This window comes from Mycobacterium sp. IEC1808 (genome assembly GCF_002101935.1).
Classification (GTDB): Bacteria; Actinomycetota; Actinomycetes; order Mycobacteriales; family Mycobacteriaceae; genus Mycobacterium.
Window position 1 is genome coordinate 100,347 of sequence record NZ_LQPV01000031.1, and the last position, 15,988, is coordinate 116,334.

The 15,988-nt window shown below is 67.8% G+C and carries 17 protein-coding genes; 8 read left to right on the plus strand and 9 right to left on the minus strand.

All coding sequences use genetic code 11. The annotated features are described in order from the left end of the window. Window positions 1-138 precede the first annotated feature (138 nt). The 4 genes from AWB92_RS18605 (at window position 139) to AWB92_RS18620 (ending at window position 2,539) form a co-directional block, all read left to right on the plus strand. Window positions 139-543: a YkvA family protein gene (locus AWB92_RS18605; RefSeq protein ID WP_085188261.1), complete on the plus strand. Its 405-nt coding sequence runs from the start codon at window positions 139-141 to the stop codon at window positions 541-543. 130 nt (window positions 544-673) lie between these two features. After that, complete coding sequence (locus AWB92_RS18610; protein ID WP_085188263.1) at window positions 674-1,006, plus strand: DUF732 domain-containing protein; 333 nt, start codon at window positions 674-676, stop codon at window positions 1,004-1,006. Window positions 1,007-1,060: 54 nt separating this feature from the next. Continuing rightward, the gene (locus AWB92_RS18615) at window positions 1,061-1,447 is read left to right on the plus strand and encodes a hypothetical protein (protein ID WP_085188265.1); all 387 of its coding nucleotides are present in this window, start codon (window positions 1,061-1,063) and stop codon (window positions 1,445-1,447) included. A gap of 117 nt (window positions 1,448-1,564) precedes the next feature. After that, window positions 1,565-2,539, plus strand: coding sequence for a carbon-nitrogen hydrolase family protein (locus AWB92_RS18620; RefSeq protein WP_085188267.1), 975 nt, complete (start codon window positions 1,565-1,567; stop codon window positions 2,537-2,539). A gap of 19 nt (window positions 2,540-2,558) precedes the next feature. On the opposite strand, the gene AWB92_RS18625 is transcribed toward AWB92_RS18620, so the two are convergent. Continuing rightward, window positions 2,559-3,044: a DUF302 domain-containing protein gene (locus tag AWB92_RS18625; RefSeq protein WP_085188269.1), complete on the minus strand. Its 486-nt coding sequence runs from the start codon at window positions 3,042-3,044 to the stop codon at window positions 2,559-2,561. Window positions 3,045-3,048: 4 nt separating this feature from the next. Then, window positions 3,049-4,230 (minus strand): thiolase family protein, encoded by a 1,182-nt coding sequence (locus tag AWB92_RS18630; protein WP_085188271.1) that lies wholly within the window; start codon window positions 4,228-4,230, stop codon window positions 3,049-3,051. A gap of 96 nt (window positions 4,231-4,326) precedes the next feature. Here AWB92_RS18630 and AWB92_RS18635 point away from each other — a divergent pair, with 96 nt between their 5' ends. Further along, complete coding sequence (locus tag AWB92_RS18635; protein WP_068182008.1) at window positions 4,327-4,800, plus strand: helix-turn-helix domain-containing protein; 474 nt, start codon at window positions 4,327-4,329, stop codon at window positions 4,798-4,800. 79 nt (window positions 4,801-4,879) lie between these two features. Here AWB92_RS18635 and rsgA read toward each other — a convergent pair whose 3' ends face one another. Both rsgA and aroA read right to left on the minus strand, forming a co-directional pair. After that, window positions 4,880-5,860, minus strand: a complete 981-nt coding sequence (rsgA, locus tag AWB92_RS18640) for a ribosome small subunit-dependent GTPase A (RefSeq protein WP_085188273.1) — start codon at window positions 5,858-5,860, stop codon at window positions 4,880-4,882. Continuing rightward, window positions 5,857-7,200 carry a 3-phosphoshikimate 1-carboxyvinyltransferase gene (gene aroA, locus AWB92_RS18645; protein ID WP_085188332.1) on the minus strand — a complete coding sequence of 448 codons (1,344 nt, stop codon included), beginning with the start codon at window positions 7,198-7,200 and terminating at the stop codon, window positions 5,857-5,859. The genes rsgA and aroA overlap by 4 nt, the downstream gene beginning before the upstream one ends. Window positions 7,201-7,236: 36 nt before the next feature. Between aroA and AWB92_RS18650 the strand changes: the two genes are divergently transcribed. The 3 genes from AWB92_RS18650 to AWB92_RS18660 all read left to right on the plus strand — a co-directional run bounded on the left by AWB92_RS18650 (window position 7,237) and on the right by AWB92_RS18660 (window position 10,422). Further along, the gene (locus AWB92_RS18650) at window positions 7,237-7,998 is read left to right on the plus strand and encodes an SOS response-associated peptidase (RefSeq protein WP_085188275.1); all 762 of its coding nucleotides are present in this window, start codon (window positions 7,237-7,239) and stop codon (window positions 7,996-7,998) included. A 66-nt stretch (window positions 7,999-8,064) separates the two neighbouring features. Next, window positions 8,065-9,462 carry a PE domain-containing protein gene (locus AWB92_RS18655; protein WP_085188277.1) on the plus strand — a complete coding sequence of 466 codons (1,398 nt, stop codon included), beginning with the start codon at window positions 8,065-8,067 and terminating at the stop codon, window positions 9,460-9,462. 90 nt (window positions 9,463-9,552) lie between these two features. Further along, window positions 9,553-10,422, plus strand: a complete 870-nt coding sequence (locus AWB92_RS18660; RefSeq protein ID WP_085188280.1) for a 3-hydroxyacyl-CoA dehydrogenase family protein — start codon at window positions 9,553-9,555, stop codon at window positions 10,420-10,422. Here the strand turns inward: AWB92_RS18660 and AWB92_RS18665 are convergent. The 5 genes from AWB92_RS18665 to AWB92_RS18685 all read right to left on the minus strand — a co-directional run bounded on the left by AWB92_RS18665 (window position 10,388) and on the right by AWB92_RS18685 (window position 15,854). Continuing rightward, window positions 10,388-11,005 carry an AAA family ATPase gene (locus tag AWB92_RS18665; RefSeq protein ID WP_241523512.1) on the minus strand — a complete coding sequence of 206 codons (618 nt, stop codon included), beginning with the start codon at window positions 11,003-11,005 and terminating at the stop codon, window positions 10,388-10,390. The two genes, AWB92_RS18660 and AWB92_RS18665, sit on opposite strands and share 35 nt — an antisense overlap. Beyond that, window positions 10,981-11,232, minus strand: coding sequence for a hypothetical protein (locus tag AWB92_RS18670; protein WP_085188282.1), 252 nt, complete (start codon window positions 11,230-11,232; stop codon window positions 10,981-10,983). Before AWB92_RS18670 ends, AWB92_RS18665 begins: the two co-directional genes overlap by 25 nt. 89 nt (window positions 11,233-11,321) lie before the next feature. Then, window positions 11,322-12,488 (minus strand): acyl-CoA dehydrogenase, encoded by a 1,167-nt coding sequence (locus AWB92_RS18675; RefSeq protein ID WP_085188284.1) that lies wholly within the window; start codon window positions 12,486-12,488, stop codon window positions 11,322-11,324. Window positions 12,489-12,627: 139 nt separating this feature from the next. Next, window positions 12,628-14,049, minus strand: coding sequence for an NAD(P)/FAD-dependent oxidoreductase (locus AWB92_RS18680; protein ID WP_085188286.1), 1,422 nt, complete (start codon window positions 14,047-14,049; stop codon window positions 12,628-12,630). Further along, window positions 14,046-15,854, minus strand: coding sequence for a DUF3556 domain-containing protein (locus tag AWB92_RS18685; RefSeq protein ID WP_085188288.1), 1,809 nt, complete (start codon window positions 15,852-15,854; stop codon window positions 14,046-14,048). Before AWB92_RS18685 ends, AWB92_RS18680 begins: the two co-directional genes overlap by 4 nt. Window positions 15,855-15,988 lie beyond the last annotated feature (134 nt).

Here is a 15,988-nt window from a genome sequence, read left to right on the forward strand (position 1 = left end):
GCGGGCCGACGCGGCGCGTCGCGTCGCGCTCCGGAGCCAAAGGGCGCACCGGCTCCCGGCCATCGAGGCGGCCACGCACGGCAGCAAGATCACGCGCGGGACGCTCGGCAAAGCGCTAGAGGCTTCTGGGGTTCGGCGGTGTGGTCGATTCTGATCGGTGTCCTCAGCGGCATCGTGCTGGCCTGGTTCGTCCTTATTGCCGCAATCTGGCTGACCAAACCCGACGACCTCGGCGTCGGCGACATGATCCGGTTGCTGCCCGACCTACTGCGGCTGTTCAAGCGCGTGGCCACCGACGGCGCGGTGCCGCGGATGGTCCGCGTCGAGCTGATGCTGTTGCTGGGGTATCTGATCTCGCCCATCGATCTGATACCGGATTTCATCCCAGTCATCGGGTTCCTTGACGACGCCGTTGTCGTCGCGGTCATGCTGCGCATCGTCGTGCGTACCGCCGGCCCGCAGATGCTGCAAAAACATTGGCCTGGCACGCCACAAGGGCTGGGTGCGGTGTACCGGGTTTGTGGTCTGGCCCAACCGAGCTGAACACGCACATTCAAGGTCATCGCAGATCACTTCGGCGCGGTGCACCGCCCCGATTTGCCAGCCGGCGGGATGCAGATAATCTATTTGCTGCCGCGTAGGCACCAGGGGGGCCACACCGAGGAGTCGACGAATGAAGAAGGCCGCACGATTGACCGCCCCGCTCGCTGCCGTCCTGGGCGGTGTCGTAATCTTGACCGCCGCGATCGCGAGCGCCGACTCAATGGATGACGCCTACCTGCAAACGCTGAAGGACAAGGGAATCACCTGGCCGAGCAGCGGGGACCAGACGATGGTCCAGATCGGGCACGCCGTTTGCACGGACTGGTCTCACGGGTTCACCTTCGAGCAGACCTTCGCCGATGCGAAACAGGGGCTCCCGCAGTTGCAGGACACCTCGCTGGCCAAGATCATGGGTGCGGCGACCGGCGTTTACTGCCCGCAGTACTCCAGCAAGTTCGACTGATTCCCCAGGCCGTTAGCGGCCTTCCGGCTGACCGGGTTTCGAGGGAGACGCACCGTGACCTACATGGGCAAGCCCTATTACCCGGTATGGCTGGACAACCTCGCCGAGGACGTCACCTTGGAAGCCGCGGCAATGGACGGCGCTGCGCACGGCGCGGAAGACGTTCGCTCAATCGTGGTGACGGCGCGCGAGGTGTACGACAACCAGGAGTTCAACTTCGCCGGGCCCGTTGGCGATTATGGCTTCGTCGAGGACTACACGACGGAGATCCGCGGCGTGCGCACCAACGTTATCGTCTGGGTCACCTTCAACGCGGCGGGACAGACGCGGCAAGTCGTCGTGAACCACCGGCCTCGCAGTGCGTTGCTGTCCTTCTCCCGTCTGATGCTCGAAAAGTATTCCGGTAGCCCGCTTGCCAAACATTGGCAAGGCACACCGTAAGGGGCGCAAGGAAGCTCGACTCGGTTTCGCGGCTGGACCAAGCGTTCCTGCCATGCAGGGCCGTCCGGCAAGCCCTTACCCTGGTCGGGAGCATGCAGCACGAGTAATATCCGGGCGATGGCGAAGGACGAGGCCGCCACCGTCCCCAAGCCGACGATTCGTGTCGCGGCGATTCAGATGCTCGCCGAATTGGGGAATGTCGACGTCAACCTGGCGATGGCGCGACGCCTCGTGCGGGTGGCTTTCGAACGCGGCGCAAAGTTGGTCATCCTGCCCGAGCTGTTTGCGTCCGGCAATGCGTTCTCCCCCGATATGGCGTCGACGACTCGGGCGATCGACGGACCTCCGGCCCGGCTGCTCTTGGACTTGGCGCGCGAAGGCAATGCCGTTGTCGGCGGCTCGTTTCTGGCATGGCGCGAAGGCCACGTCTATAACACCTTTGTGCTGGCGCTGCCGGACGGACGCACCCACCGACATGACAAGGACGACCCGACGTTCTGGGAGAATTGCTACTACGTCGGAGGAAACGACGACGGAGTGCTCTCCACCCCGCAAGGCAACATAGGCGCGGCGCTGTGTTGGGAGTTCATCCGATCCAGGACGGCCGCGCGGTTAAAGGGAAAAGTGGACATCGTGGTCGGCGGTTCGGGATGGTGGGGCGGAAAGGACACCGGACCGGCAGACGGCCCTTCGGCCGAGTTCGGCCTTGAAGTTATGAAAGCCGCGCCGAGCCGATTCGCGAAAATGCTTGGGGTGCCGGTGGTTCACGCCGCGCACGCGGGACGATTTGTGGGGCGGTCTTGGCCCGATTCGGCCGAGAGCTACCCGTCTCGTTACCTGGGCGAGGCTCAGATCGTCGACGGTAACGGCCGCATTCTCGCGCGGATGTCTCGCGAAGAAGGCGAGGGCGTCATCACCGCCGAAGTCAAGCTCGGTCCCGTATCGGACGAGCCTGATGCGATACCGGACACCTTCTGGATCGCTGAATTTCCCGAGGCGGTCTATCGCCAATGGGAACGTGACCTACAGACGGGCCTGCAGTACTACTTGTCGACGACGCTGCCCTATGTCCGCGGCATGTTCACTCGCTGAACTCGGGCAAATTCAACGTCTATTGGGTCACCTTCTCGGCCAGTGCCGCCAGCTTGGCGTCGAGTTCTTCTGCCGCGCTCAGTAATTCGGCGTTGGGTTCGACGACCATCAGCGATGACGGCTTGACGTAGGTCAGGCTGCTTCCCTCGCCTTCGTCGGTCAGGAGCAGCTCGACCGGGGCGAACAACCCGGCGCTCACGTCGTGGCGCAGCATCGTGATGGCGATCAGCGGGTTGCCGAGGATCACGCGCAGCACTCTGCGGTCGATGCCGGTCTTGGTGATCCACGCCCCATGGTCGAACAAACCGAAAAGCATGAATCCGCTTGGGCCGACGTGGGATTCGATCCGCTCCCGGAAGGAATCCCACTCGCCGGACGTGGTCGCGATGTCGTTGACCGGCACCGACTTGTCACCGATGTCGGCCAGCAGCGCGGCGAGCACCTCGTCGTAGCTCTTGGAGCTGTCGTACCGCACGCGCACGCCGTCGAACCGGGCCTCGGTCACCGGCCTAGCCTAGCCGCTCGATGATGGTGGCGTTGGCCATGCCGCCGCCCTCGCACATCGTCTGCAGCCCGTACCGTCCGCCGCGCTGCTCGAGCGCGTTGACCAGCGTGGTCATGATGCGCGCGCCGCTGGCGCCCAGCGGGTGGCCGATCGCGATGGCGCCGCCGTTGACGTTGGTCTTGGCCAGGTCGGCCCCCGTGTCGTGCGCCCAGGCGAGGACGACGGGCGCGAACGCCTCGTTCACCTCGAACAGGTCGATGTCGGCCAGCGTCAGCCCGGCGCGACGCAGCACCTTCTCGGTGGCCGGGATGACCCCGGTCAGCATGTACAGCGGGTCGGAGCCCACCACGGTGGTGGTGTGGATGCGCGCCAGCGGACGCAGCCCGAGTTGCTTGGCGACCTCGCTCGTGGTGATCAGCACTGCGGCGCTGCCGTCGGACAGCGGCGACGAGTTGCCGGGCGTGATCTCCCACTTGATCTGCGGGAAGCGCTCGTTCATCGCGTCGCTGTAGAACGCCGGCTGCAGCGCGGCCAGCGTCTCGACCGTGGTGCCGGGCCGGATGATCTCGTCGGTGGCCAACCCCGCGATCGGGATCAGCTCGTTGTCGAACAGCCCGTCCTTGGTGGCGCGGGCGGCCTTGTCGTGGCTGCCGGCGGAGAACTCGTCGAGCTGGGTGCGCGAGAAGCCCCACTTCGCGGCGATCAGCTCGGCGCTGATGCCCTGCGGGACAAGCCCGTCGGGGTAGCGCTGCGCCATGTCGTGACCGAACGGGTTGCTGCCGGGCAGCACCGAGCTACCCATCGGGACGCGGCTCATCGACTCGACGCCACCCGCGACGACGAGGTCGTAGGCGCCGGCGAGCACGCCCTGCGCGGCGAAACTGATCGCCTGCTGGCTACTGCCGCATTGCCGGTCGATGGTGACGCCGGGAACCGACTCAGGGAATCCCGCGCCCAGCAGCGCGTTGCGCGCGATGTTGACGGCCTGGTCGCCGACCTGCGTGACGGCGCCGGCGATGACGTCGTCGATGCGCTCCGGGTCGACGCCCGTGCGGGCTACCAGTTCGCGCAGGCTGTGTGCCAGCAGGTCGGCGGGCAGCACGTCGTGCAGCGCGCCGCTGGCCTTGCCCTTGCCGATCGGGGTGCGTACGGCACCGACGATGACGGCGTCGCGACCTTGAACCATGGCTCCTCCTTGAGGCCTAATAGCTAGGTATTGCTAGCTGTACCCAGGTAAACATCTGGGTACACTAAAATCAACCCAGACCGGGAGGTGATCTACATGACATTCCTTCAAGGCGCTCTGGCGGACCGCGAGAAGTGGTCGCCGGTCGGTGAATGCGCGATCGAGAAGACCATGGCCGTGGTCGGCACCAAGTCCGCGATGCTGATCATGCGCGAGGCGTATTACGGCACCACCCGCTTCGACGACTTCGCCCGCCGGGTCGGCATCACCAAGGCGGCCACGTCGGCGCGGCTTGCCGAACTCGTCGAACTCGGCCTACTGGAGCGGCGGCCCTACCGCGAGCCCGGGCAGCGCGCCCGAGAAGAGTACGTGCTGACCCAGGCCGGCGTCGATTTCATGCCCGTGGTCTGGGCGATGTTCGAGTGGGGCCGGCGTCATCTGCCGGGCCGTCACCGGCTGCGGCTCACGCACGTGGGCTGCGGCGCCGAGGTGAGCGTCGAAATCCGCTGCGCCGAGGGGCATCTGGTGCCGCCGGGCGAGCTCGGCATGCGGCTGGCTAAGTCTGGTTGAGCATCGCGAGCAGCGAGGGTCCGCAAGCGTGCGGCTTTCGCGGCGTGTCGCCGTACAAACACGCGCGCTCGATAGGCCGTCAGGTCTCCCTGAGCACCGCGAGCAGCCGGCGGGCCGCGGCCACGCGGCGCAGCGCCGGCCCGGACAGGGTGTCCAGTGCGCATTCCGGGTCGGCCGGCGGCCCCATGTGCCCGCAGCCCCGTGGGCAGTCGTCGATCGCCTCGGCCAGATCCGAAAACGCGTCCAGCACGTCGTCTGGCCGGATGTGGGCCAGGCCGAAGGAGCGGATCCCCGGCGTGTCGATCACCCACCCGGAGCCTTCCAGCGGCAGGGCGACCGACTGGGTGGACGTGTGCCGGCCCCTGCCGATCTCGGTGACCTCTCCGACGGCCCGATCCGCTTCCGGCACAAGGCGATTCACCAGCGTCGACTTGCCGACGCCGGAATGCCCGAGCAGCACGGTGATCTTCCCGGCGATCAGGCCGGCCACCGCCAGGAGCGGATCGTCGACGCCGGCGGCGACCACCGTCAGGTCCAGGTCCACGAACTGCTCGGCGAACGGCCCCGGCGGCGCGAGGTCGGTCTTGGTCAGGCACAGGATCGGCGTGAGACCGCCGGCGTAGGCAGCGATCAGCGCCCGGTCGACCAGCCCGGTGCGCGGCGGCGGGTCGGCGAGCGCGACGACGATCAGCAGCTGGTCGGCGTTGGCGACCACCACGCGTTCGGTGGGATCGGTGTCATCGGCGGTGCGCCGCAACACCGTTCGCCGCTCGCCGCGCCGCACGATGCGGGCCAGGGTGTCGGTTCGCCCGGACAGGTCGCCGACCAGGTCGACGTCGTCGCCGACGACGATCGGGGTGCGGCCCAGCTCGCGCGCCCGCATGGCCGTGACCCGGCGATCGGGCCGGCCCCCCAGCACGCACCCCCAGCGTCCGCGGTCGACGCTGACCACCATCGCGGCCTCGGCGTCGGCGTGCTCCGGACGGGTCTTCGTTCGCGGTCGCGAGCCCCTGCCGGAGCGGACCTTGACGTCGGACTCGTCGTAGTCGCCGGGCCTCAACCGCCGGGCTCCGGCTCGATTGCCCGCCTCCTCCTCGGGCCCCCGTTGCGGCCCGCATCGTCACCGGGCTCCAACATGCGCGCCCACAGCTGTGGGAACTCCGGCAGCGTCTTGCCGGTCGAGCCGATGTCGTCCACCTCCACCCCGGTGACGCGCAGCCCGACGATCGCGCCGGCCATCGCCATCCGGTGGTCGGCGTAGGCGCGCCAGGTCCCGGCGTGCAGCGGTTTCGCGGTGATCACCAGACCGTCGGGCGTCTCGGCGCAGTCGCCGCCCAGGCGGTTGATCTCGGCGCTCAGCGCGGCCAGCCGGTCGGTCTCGTGGCCGCGCAGATGGGCGATGCCGGACAGGCGTGACACCGATCCCGGGGTGGCCAGGGCGGCCAGCGCCGCCACCGACGGCGTCAGCTCCCCGACCGCGCGCAGGTCGACGTCAAAGCCGGCGTAATCGGCCGACCCGCTCACCTCGAGAAACGAATCTGTTTGCGTCACAACGGCATTCATCTTGCCCAGGACACTCAGGATGTCGCCGGCGGGTTGCACGCTGGTCGACGGCCAGCCGGTGATGCGCACCGTTCCGCCGCTCACCACGGCCGCCGCCAGGAACGGGACGGCGTTGGTCAGGTCGGGTTCCACTTCCCAGTGCCGGGCCGCGACCGCGCCTGCGGCTACCCGCCAGCGGTTGGCGACGGAGTCGTCGACGTCGACCCCGGCCTGGCGCAGCATCACGATCGTCATCGCGATGTGCGGGGCGGACGGCACCGCCGCCCCGGTGTGCTGGACGGTCAGGCCGTCGGTGAACGACGCCGCGGACAACAGCAGGCCCGAAACGAACTGCGAGGACGCTGAGGCGTCGATGGCCACGGTGCCGCCCGCGACGGACCCGCCGCCGTGGACCCGGAAGGGCAGACCGTTCCCGTCGATCTTCACGCCCAGGCCCCGCAGGGCGTCGAGCAGCGGCGCGATGGGCCGGGCGCGGGCCTGCTCGTCGCCGTCGAACTCGACGACCGAATCGGCCAGCGCCGCGAGCGGCGGAACGAAGCGCAGGACCGTGCCCGCCAGGCCGCAATCCACCGTGGCGCCGGGCACCGGGGCGATCGCACCGCTCACCGTCAGCTCGGAGCCGGGCCCGTCGACGCGCAGGCCCAGCGTGCGCAGCGCCCCGATCATCAGGTCGGTGTCGCGGCTGCGCAGCGCGCCCGTGATCGTCGAGGTGCCCTGCCCCTGCGCGGCCGCCAGTCCCGCCAGCACCAGCGCCCGGTTGGTCTGCGACTTCGAGCCCGGAACCGTGACGGTCGCGCGCACCGGTGCGGTCGCCTGGGGGGCCGTCCACGAGCTCACGTGCTTCATCCTGCCGTACCGGGCACCATGGGTGTTATGTGCGGACGTTTTGCCGTGACGACCGATCCGGCCAAGCTGGCCGAGAAGATCAAGGCGATCGACGAGGCGACCGGGGCGTCTGAACGCGCGGGCGAGCCCAACTACAACGTGGCCCCGACCGCGACCATCGCGACCGTCGTCACCCGGCACACCGAGCCCGACGACGACCCCACGCGGCGGGTCCGGCTGATGCGCTGGGGCCTGATCCCGCCGTGGGCTAAGGCCGGCCCCGACGGGGCGCCGGAGAGCAAGGGCCCGCTGCTGATCAACGCCCGCGCCGACAAGGTGACCAGCTCGCCCGCCTTTCGCTCGAGCGCCAAGTCGAAGCGTTGCCTGATCCCGATGGACGGCTACTACGAGTGGCGCGTCAACTCCGACGGCACCGGCAAGAAGTCGGCCAAGACGCCGTTCTTCATGTTCCGCGAAGACGGCGAGCCGCTGTTCATGGCGGGGTTGTGGTCGGTTTGGAAACCGGCCAAAGACGGCTCGCCGCTGCTGAGCTGCACGATCATCACCACCGACGCGCCGGGCGAACTCGCCGAGATCCACGACCGCATGCCGCTGGCGCTGCCCGAACGCGACTGGGACCGCTGGCTGGACCCGGACGCCCCCATCGACGAGGAGCTGCTCACCCGACCACCCGACGTGCGGGACATCCGCATGCGCGAGGTGTCGACGCTGGTCAACAGCGTGCGCAACAACGGGCCGCAGCTGCTGGATCCGGTCGAAGAGCAGTCGGAGCAAATGAAGCTCCTGTAGCGCGCGACCTCGCTACCATCTGCTGCAGTCCTGAGCCTGGCGCGCCGCAGGAGATGGGAGCCACCGATGTCGTACGTGATCGCAGCGCCCGTGGCCCTCGTCGACGCGTCGCAGGACCTGACCGGGATCGTGGAGGCGGTCAAGGGGGCCGCCGCCGGGGCGGCGCCGCCGACGACGGGGATCGTCGCCGCGGCCGGCGACGAGGTGTCGGCGGCCGTCGCGAACGTTTTCGGCAGCTGCGCCAAAGAGTTTCAGACGTTGACCGCGCGGACGATGGCATTGCAGACCCAGTTCGTGCGGGCGTTGAGCGCGGCCGGCGCCGCGTATGCGGCGGCCGAGGCCGCGAACGTGCCGCCGCTGCAGGCGCTGGAGCAACAGGTGGAGAGCCTGGGAGTCCTGTCGCCCATCGAACGGCTGCTCGGGCACCCGCTGTTCGCCAGCGCCACCGGCACCGGTCAAACCGAGTCGCTGCTCGCCACGACGCCCACCGGCGGGGCGGTGACCACCGCGCCGACCACCAACGGGGTGACCGGGGTCAAGACGGGGTTCTCCTTCCTGCAGATTCCGCTTGGTGAAGCCTCGATCTTCGGAATTCCGCTTGGTCAGCTCAGCCTGCCCGCCCCGGCGCACTGGTACTTCCCGACCCAGGCCGACGGCTCCGTGCACGCCAACGGCGTCATCTACCTGCAGCACGGCTTCGGGGCGATCGGGTGGTTCTACGACCCGCTGGCCATGCAGCTGGCCCAGCAAACCGACAGCATCGTGGTGGTGCCCACCGTGCCGTCGCTGCCGTTGCCGTTCGGCGCCTGGTTGGGCGGCCCGCAGCTGCAGCAGGGCGTCGCCTCGCTGTTCCTCGGCAGCGAGACGGCGCTGAACATCAGCGCCAACCACGCCGGTTATCAGGGCACGCTGCCGGCGGACTTCATCCTCACCGGACACTCGGCCGGCGGGGGCCTCGCCACCATCGCCGCCGGCGACTACATCGCCGACCTCGGGACCAACACCGCCAACAATCACCTCCTCGGCGTGATCATGTTCGACGGCGTCGCGATGGATTCCTCGGCCTTCGCCACGTCGGTGGCCAACCTGCAGGCGTTGCACATTCCCGACTACGTGGTGGCCGCGCCGCCCCAGCCGTGGAACGCGTTCGGCGCCACCACCAACCAACTGATCAGCCTGTATCCGGGGCAGTTCGTCGGCGTCGAGCTCGTCAACGGCTCGCACGTCGATTCGATGATCGGCGGACATCCCCTTGTCGACTTCGCCGCCCAGCTGATCACCCGGTTCTCCCCGCCCGGAAACACCGCGGCCGTGTACACCCTGGCCACCGGCTGGATCAACGACATCTACGCCGGGGCCGGCCCCACCGACCCGATCTACGGCGTCTACGGGCCGACCGGCGGCTACCTGCCGCCCGGCGGCCAGCAGATCATCCTGGGCAACGCCGCCGGGATCGTGCTGTAGTAATCGGCTGTCTTCGCGCGACAATCCTCGGCGCATCGTTTGTGTTTCGGCGACGGAGCTTCGCGTGCGAGCGCGGCTTAGTGTGTTCGTGTGAGTGGTTCGTACACGTACACGTTCGAGGACATCCAGCACCGCCCGGTCGCGGTGATCGGAGCCGGAACATTGGGCCGGCGCATCGCGCTGATGTTCGCCACCCGCGGCGGCACCGTTCGGATCTTCGCGCCCCGCGCCGAACAGCGCGCCGCCGCCGTGCAATACGTGACCGAGACGGTGCCGAAGGTAGTGGCCGACCGGGGCTTCGGCGAAGTGGGCAGCGCGGCCGGCGCGGGATCGCTCGAGGAGGCATTGGCCGACGCCTGGCTCGTCATCGAATCCGTCCCGGAGAAGCTCGAGATCAAAATCGCGACATGGGACCAGATTGATCAAGCGGCCCCCCCCGACACCATCTTCGGCACCAATTCCTCGTCGTACCCCTCGCGCCTGATGGCCGCCGGCGTCCGCGACAAAACCCGGTTGTGCAACGTGCACTTCTACATGCCACCGGAGGTCAACGCGGTCGACCTGATGTCCGACGGTCAGACCGACCGCGGGCTCCTCGACACGCTGCTGGCCGTGCTGCCGGAATTCGGCGTCTTCCCCTTCGAGGCGCGCAAGGAGTCCACCGGCTTCATCTTCAACCGGATCTGGGCGGCCATCAAGCGCGAGTCGCTGGCCGTGGTCGCCGAGGGCGTCGCCCGGCCGGAGGACGTCGACGGGATGTTTCGGGTCAACTGGGGCGTGCCCGCCGGGCCGTTCCAGATGATGGACCTGGTGGGGCTCGACGTGGTGCTCGACATCGAAAACCATTACGCCCAAGAGTTTCCGCACCTACCGAAGCACGTGCGCGAGTTGCTGCAGTCCTATGTCGACGCCGGCAAGCTCGGCCTCAAGACCGGTGAGGGCTTCTATCGGTATTCGTAGTGCCGACGATGAATTGTCTTGTATCCAAAGCCTGCTCGATACGATCGGCGGTCGTCGTCGGATCGAGGTCGGTCGTGTCGATGACGTGGCGCTCGTAGCGTTCGAGGTCGGTGAATTGGCGATACATGCTCCGGATCGGTTCGGAGGCGGTTAGCGCATCAGGACCGCGGTTTACCGCGCGCTGCAAGGTGGTGGACTCGTCCGGGCGCAGGACCACGTAGTGGATTTGGGCGAGCGCGGGATCCAAGGCGGCGCAAAAGCGTTCGATGAACCAGGGGCCGACGATGCCGTCCACGATTACGTGGTAACCCCCGGCGGCATACTCGGCTGCCGCGCGCGCAAGCGCCGTGATGACAACGGTGTTTTGCCCGTGTGCCTCCGGAAGATACGGCGGGATGGCACCGCTACGGATGAAGTGCCAAAAGTCGTCGGCGTGCAAGTGCACGGCAAGGGGGTGGCGCTGGACGAGGAGCGCGGCGACGGTCGTCTTCCCAGCTCCGGGCGGCCCGGTCAGCACGACGAGCCGCCCGGGCGATCCCTGAGAATGGCCGCGTGACGTCAGTTGCTCAGCACCAAGCGCCACTGGCCGGCGGCCGTATGGTCCGGGACGCACCAGAAGTTGTTCCAGTTCCCCGGCGTCGAGGCCTTCACGCCCGGGCCGGCGTCCTGGCAGGCCTCCCGGGTCGGATAGCTGCCCTCGGTCTGGATGGTGTCCGCGTAGCCGACACCGACGCCGACCGTCATCAAACCCGCGAAAGCCAGCACGCCCGCGGCGACCATCTTGGCGGCCGCATTGACAAACGTATCCATCGAATCCTCCTGTGATGCCTCAGATGGCACCGTATTGCGCTACTGTAGTCAATCGACTACAGTAGCGCAAGGGTCCGCCCGATGAAGCGTCACGCCAGCAACGCGCGCGCCATGACGACGCGCTGAATTTGGTTGGTGCCCTCGTAGATCTGGGTGATCTTGGCGTCGCGCATCATCCGTTCGACCGGGAAATCGCGGGTGTAGCCCGCGCCGCCGAACAGTTGCACGGCGTTGGTGGTGACTTCCATGGCAACGTCGGAGGCGAAGCACTTGGCGGCCGATGAGATGAATCCCAAACCCTTTTCGCCGCGTTCCGCCCGCGCGGCGGCCGTGTAGACCAGCAGCCGCGCGGCTTCCACCCGCATGGCCATGTCCGCGAGCATGAATTGCACGCCCTGGAAGTCGCTGATCGCGCGGCGAAACTGCTTGCGCTCCTTCGTGTACGCGATGGCGGCATCGAGGGCGCCCTGGGCGATACCGACGGCCTGCGCGCCGATCGTCGGCCGTGTGTGGTCGAGGCTGGCGAACGCGGTCTTCAGGCCGGTGCCGGGCTCGCCGATGATCCGGTCACCCGGGATGCGGCAGTCCTCGAAGTAGAGTTCGGTGGTCGGTGACCCCTTGATGCCCATCTTTCGTTCGGAGGGGCCGACGGTGAAACCGGGATCGTCCTTGTGCACGACGAACGCCGAGATCCCGTTCGCGCCCTTGTCCGGGTCGGTTACCGCCATGACGGTGTACCAGGTTGACTTGCCGCCGTTGGTAATCCAGCACTTGGTGCCGTTGAGCACCCAGTCGTCGCCGGCGGCGCGCGCACGGGTGCGCATCGACGCCGGGTCACTGCCGGCCTCCCGCTCGGAAAGCGCGTACGACGCCATCGCGTCGCCCGATGCCAGCGTCGGCAGCACCTGCTGCTTCAGTTCCTCCGAGCCGTTCAGGATCAGCCCGATGGTGCCGAGCTTGTTGACCCCGGGGATCAGCGACGACGAGACGCACACGCGGGCAACCTCTTCGATCACGATGCAGGTGGCGACCGAGTCGGCGCCCGGCCCGCCGTAGGCCTCCGGGACGTGGACCGCCGAAAAGCCGGTGTCGTTCAGAACTTTGAGCGCCTCCTCCGGGAAACGCGCGTGCTCGTCGACGTCGGCCGCATACGGCGCGATCTCGGCCTCGCAGATGTCCCTCAGCGCGACGCGCAGCTCGTGGTGCTCGTCGGGAAGCTTGAACAGCTCGAAATCCGATTTGCCGGGCGATGCCATGGCGAGGTCCCTTCGTTGGGAGAGGAATGAAACGTCGTGACGACGTTAAGGTCGCGGCCCGTCGATTCCATCGTCGCGGATCGACGAAGAATGCCGCCGCGTTTGTCGCCCGGCGACAGCTCGTCTGGCGGGGCGGCGATCAGGCGACGGCGCGCACGTAGCCGAGGGCCTGCGCGGCGGCGTTGGCGCCGCACATTCCGTGCGCTCCGGGCCCCGGTGGGGTGGCGGCCGAGCAGATGTACATGCCGGGTACGCCAATAGTATAGGGAGACAACGTTATTCGCGGCCCGAACGTCAGCTGGCGAATGTCCTTGGCCCCGGTCATGATGTCGCCGCCGGCATAGTTTGCGTTGTAGGACGCCATCTGCGTCGTCGAGCGCACCGCCTGGCCGACGATGCGCTCCCGGAAGCCGGGTGCGAAGCGCTCGATCTGGGCGATGATCGCCTCGGTCGCGTCGCCCGCATAGCCGTTGGGCACGTGGGCGTAGCTCCACACGGGATGCGTATTGCCCACCGAGCGTTGCGGATCCGCCAGGTACTGCTGGCCCACCAACACGAACGGCCGCTCGGGCATGCGTCCGGCATGGATGTCCCGCTCGGTCGCCGCCAGTTCGGCGTAGGTGCCGACGAGGTGGACGGTGCCCGCCCGACGGGCGTCGGGGTTGGTCCATGGCACGCCGCCCTCGACGGCGAAGTCGACCTTGAACGCGCCCGGCCCGCGGCGAAACCTGGTGAAGGCGCGCGAGACTCGACGCGGCAGCCGGTCGCCCAAAATACCCGCCACCGCCTCCGGTGCCAGATCGAACATGGTGACGTCCGCCGGCGGCAGCTCCGACGCCGCCTGGACTCGGACGCCGGCCTCGATCTTGCCGCCCAGGTCGGTCAGCAGCCCCACCATCGCGTTGGTGATCGCCTGCGACCCACCTTCGGCGACCGCCCAGCCGTACCGGTGACCGGCGGCCAGGATGCCCATCCCGATGGCCGACGTCATCGGGTAGTGCAGCGGCCTGAAGGCATGGGCGGCAACGCCTCCGAACAACGCCCGCCCCTCGTCGGTGCGGAAGAAGCGGGCGAACGTCGACCCCGGGAGCACGGTCGGCGCGCCGAACCGGGCCAGCATCAACGGGTGATGCGGCGGCCGCAGCAGGGGCCGCATGATGTCCTCGCTCAGCGCGTCGAACCGGGCCGCCGAATAGCCGAACGCGAGCCGCCAGCGCGATCCGTCGCGTCCGAGACCGGCCGCGGTCCGCCCCACCGAGCGGTGCAGGACGCCGGCGCCGCCGCCGTCCAGGGGATGCACGCAATCGATTGCGGGCCATCGCCATGTCAGGCCGTACCGCTCCAACTCGAAACGGCTCAGGAACGGCGAGCCGACGGCCATCGGGTGAATCGCCGAGCAGTGGTCGTGCAGCAGGCCCGGCAAAATCGCCTCGCTACTGCGGGCACCGCCACCCACCTCGTCGGCGGCCTCGAGCACGGTGACCTGCACGCCCTCGGCGGCCAGGCAGATGGCGGCGGCGAGCCCGTTCGGCCCGCCCCCCACCACCACTGCGGAAGTCATGCCAGCGCACTTTCCTTAACCGCCGTCGCGTCGAGCAGCAACCCAACGGCCGCGTCGCGCAGCGACCATTCGACCTCGGTCGGGATCGGGCCGTTCGGCAGCCATGGCTGCTCGGCGACCGCGTCGGCCACCTTCCACGTGCCGCGCTCCACTACCCCGAGCGCCGCGTCGATCAGCTTGTAGTGCTGCACACCGCTGCCGAAGGCCTCCGACTCGACCCAGGCGATGACACATTCGCCCGGTTCGAACGCGGCTTGACTCTGCACGGCACTGATCAAGTCTTCATTGTGCAGGTGACCGTCGCCAAAGTTAAAGCCGATCAGCGAGTTGCAGACGAACTCACCGTCGCGCACGGCGCGGGTGTCGACGTCGGGCAGGTGGGTCAACAGCAGCGAGTACAGGCCGCGCCCCTGGCTGTGCATGCAGCGCCACGCGGCCACCTTCTGCAGGGTGATCTCCGCCCACTTCGGCTCGTAGCCGGCCCCGATGAACTGGTCGATCTGGTTGGACGCGGTGCGGGTGACCCGGTTCAGTTTCTGTTCGGCGCCCGGTGTGAAGGTCCACACCGCCGACGCCCAGTTGCCCGCGTACTGACGCAGCGACGGCAGGAAGGAAACCTTGTCGGGCCGGATGTTGCCCAGCACCGGGTAGGCGAGCAGGGCGGCGGCGATGACGGCGGCCAGCCACGGCGGCGTCATGTCCCACGGGGCGTACCCATTCCAGTTCGGGAAGCCGAGGAACAGGAAGATCGTGGTGTACGCGAACACGACGTTCCATTCCAGCGGCACCGCCAGCGGGAACGTCGAGATGATGAACAGGTGGAATCCCACCATCAGCATCGCCGCGGCCAGCGTCAGCCACTTGTTCGTCGAGAAGAACAGCACCAGGGGGGCGGCGATCTCGACGGTGGTGCCGTTCACGTGCGCCATGAAGTCCGCGAGCCGCGACGGCCGCATGTCGCGCCCGAAGTCGCGATAGTGCGCCCGCCGCACCCATTTGGGGGTGAATATCGTGTTGGAAACCATCGGCGGGATGACGTTGGAGAAGTGCTTGCCGAATTTCGAGAACCCGGCGCCGATCCACACCACCACGATGAGCATCTTGCACGCGACGATCATGTTGACGAACGGCAATGCGGCGAAGAAGAACAGCGCCGGCAAGTACTGTTCGCCGCGGGCGCCGAGGAAGATGGTTTTGTCGCGCAGCCCGATCAGCACCAGCAGCGCGATCGGCGCGACCAGCAGCGCGGGGCTAACCAGCCCGGAAGTGTTGTGGGGCAACGCCTTTGACAGCGAATCGCTGTGCACACCGGGCGACAGCAGCGCGACGGCCAGGCTGCCCAGCAGCGCCAGGTACACCGCGCTGTCGAACCAGGTCCGCCGGTCACCGGCGGTGAACGGCACCCACTTCCACGGGCGCAGCCGGATGGTGCCGGGCCGGGCCCAGAACAGGATGCCGCCGGTCATCGGCTTGACCTTGCCGGCCAGCGGTCCCCATGAACCGGCCACGCCAATGGCTTCCAGCAGCACCGTCCACAGGATCACCTTCTGGTAGACGATCGGTTGGTTCCACCACTGGGTGACGTGCCAGAAGGCGGGCAGCCCCGAGGTCGCCGTCGTGACCGTGATGCCGCCGATCGCGAAGAACACGACCAACTTCAGGAGGTAGATGGTGTGCACCATCCTCGGTGAGCCGAAGCCCTTTTCGCCCCAATCGAGGACGAGGATCCGCATTCGCTCCATCAGTGGCTTCCCGAGGAAGCTATCCGGGTCGACCGCTGGGAGAACCGGCTTGGTGAATCCCATTTCCTTCGCTCCTTCGGCGTCGGGAGTAAGCGTGGCCGCAACGCTAGGTTCCGTGTGCGGCGGGACACAGTCGCCGATCGACAAAACCGCTCGCCGGAGTTATCGCCAGAAGACAACGTCGCGTCTAACGTCAT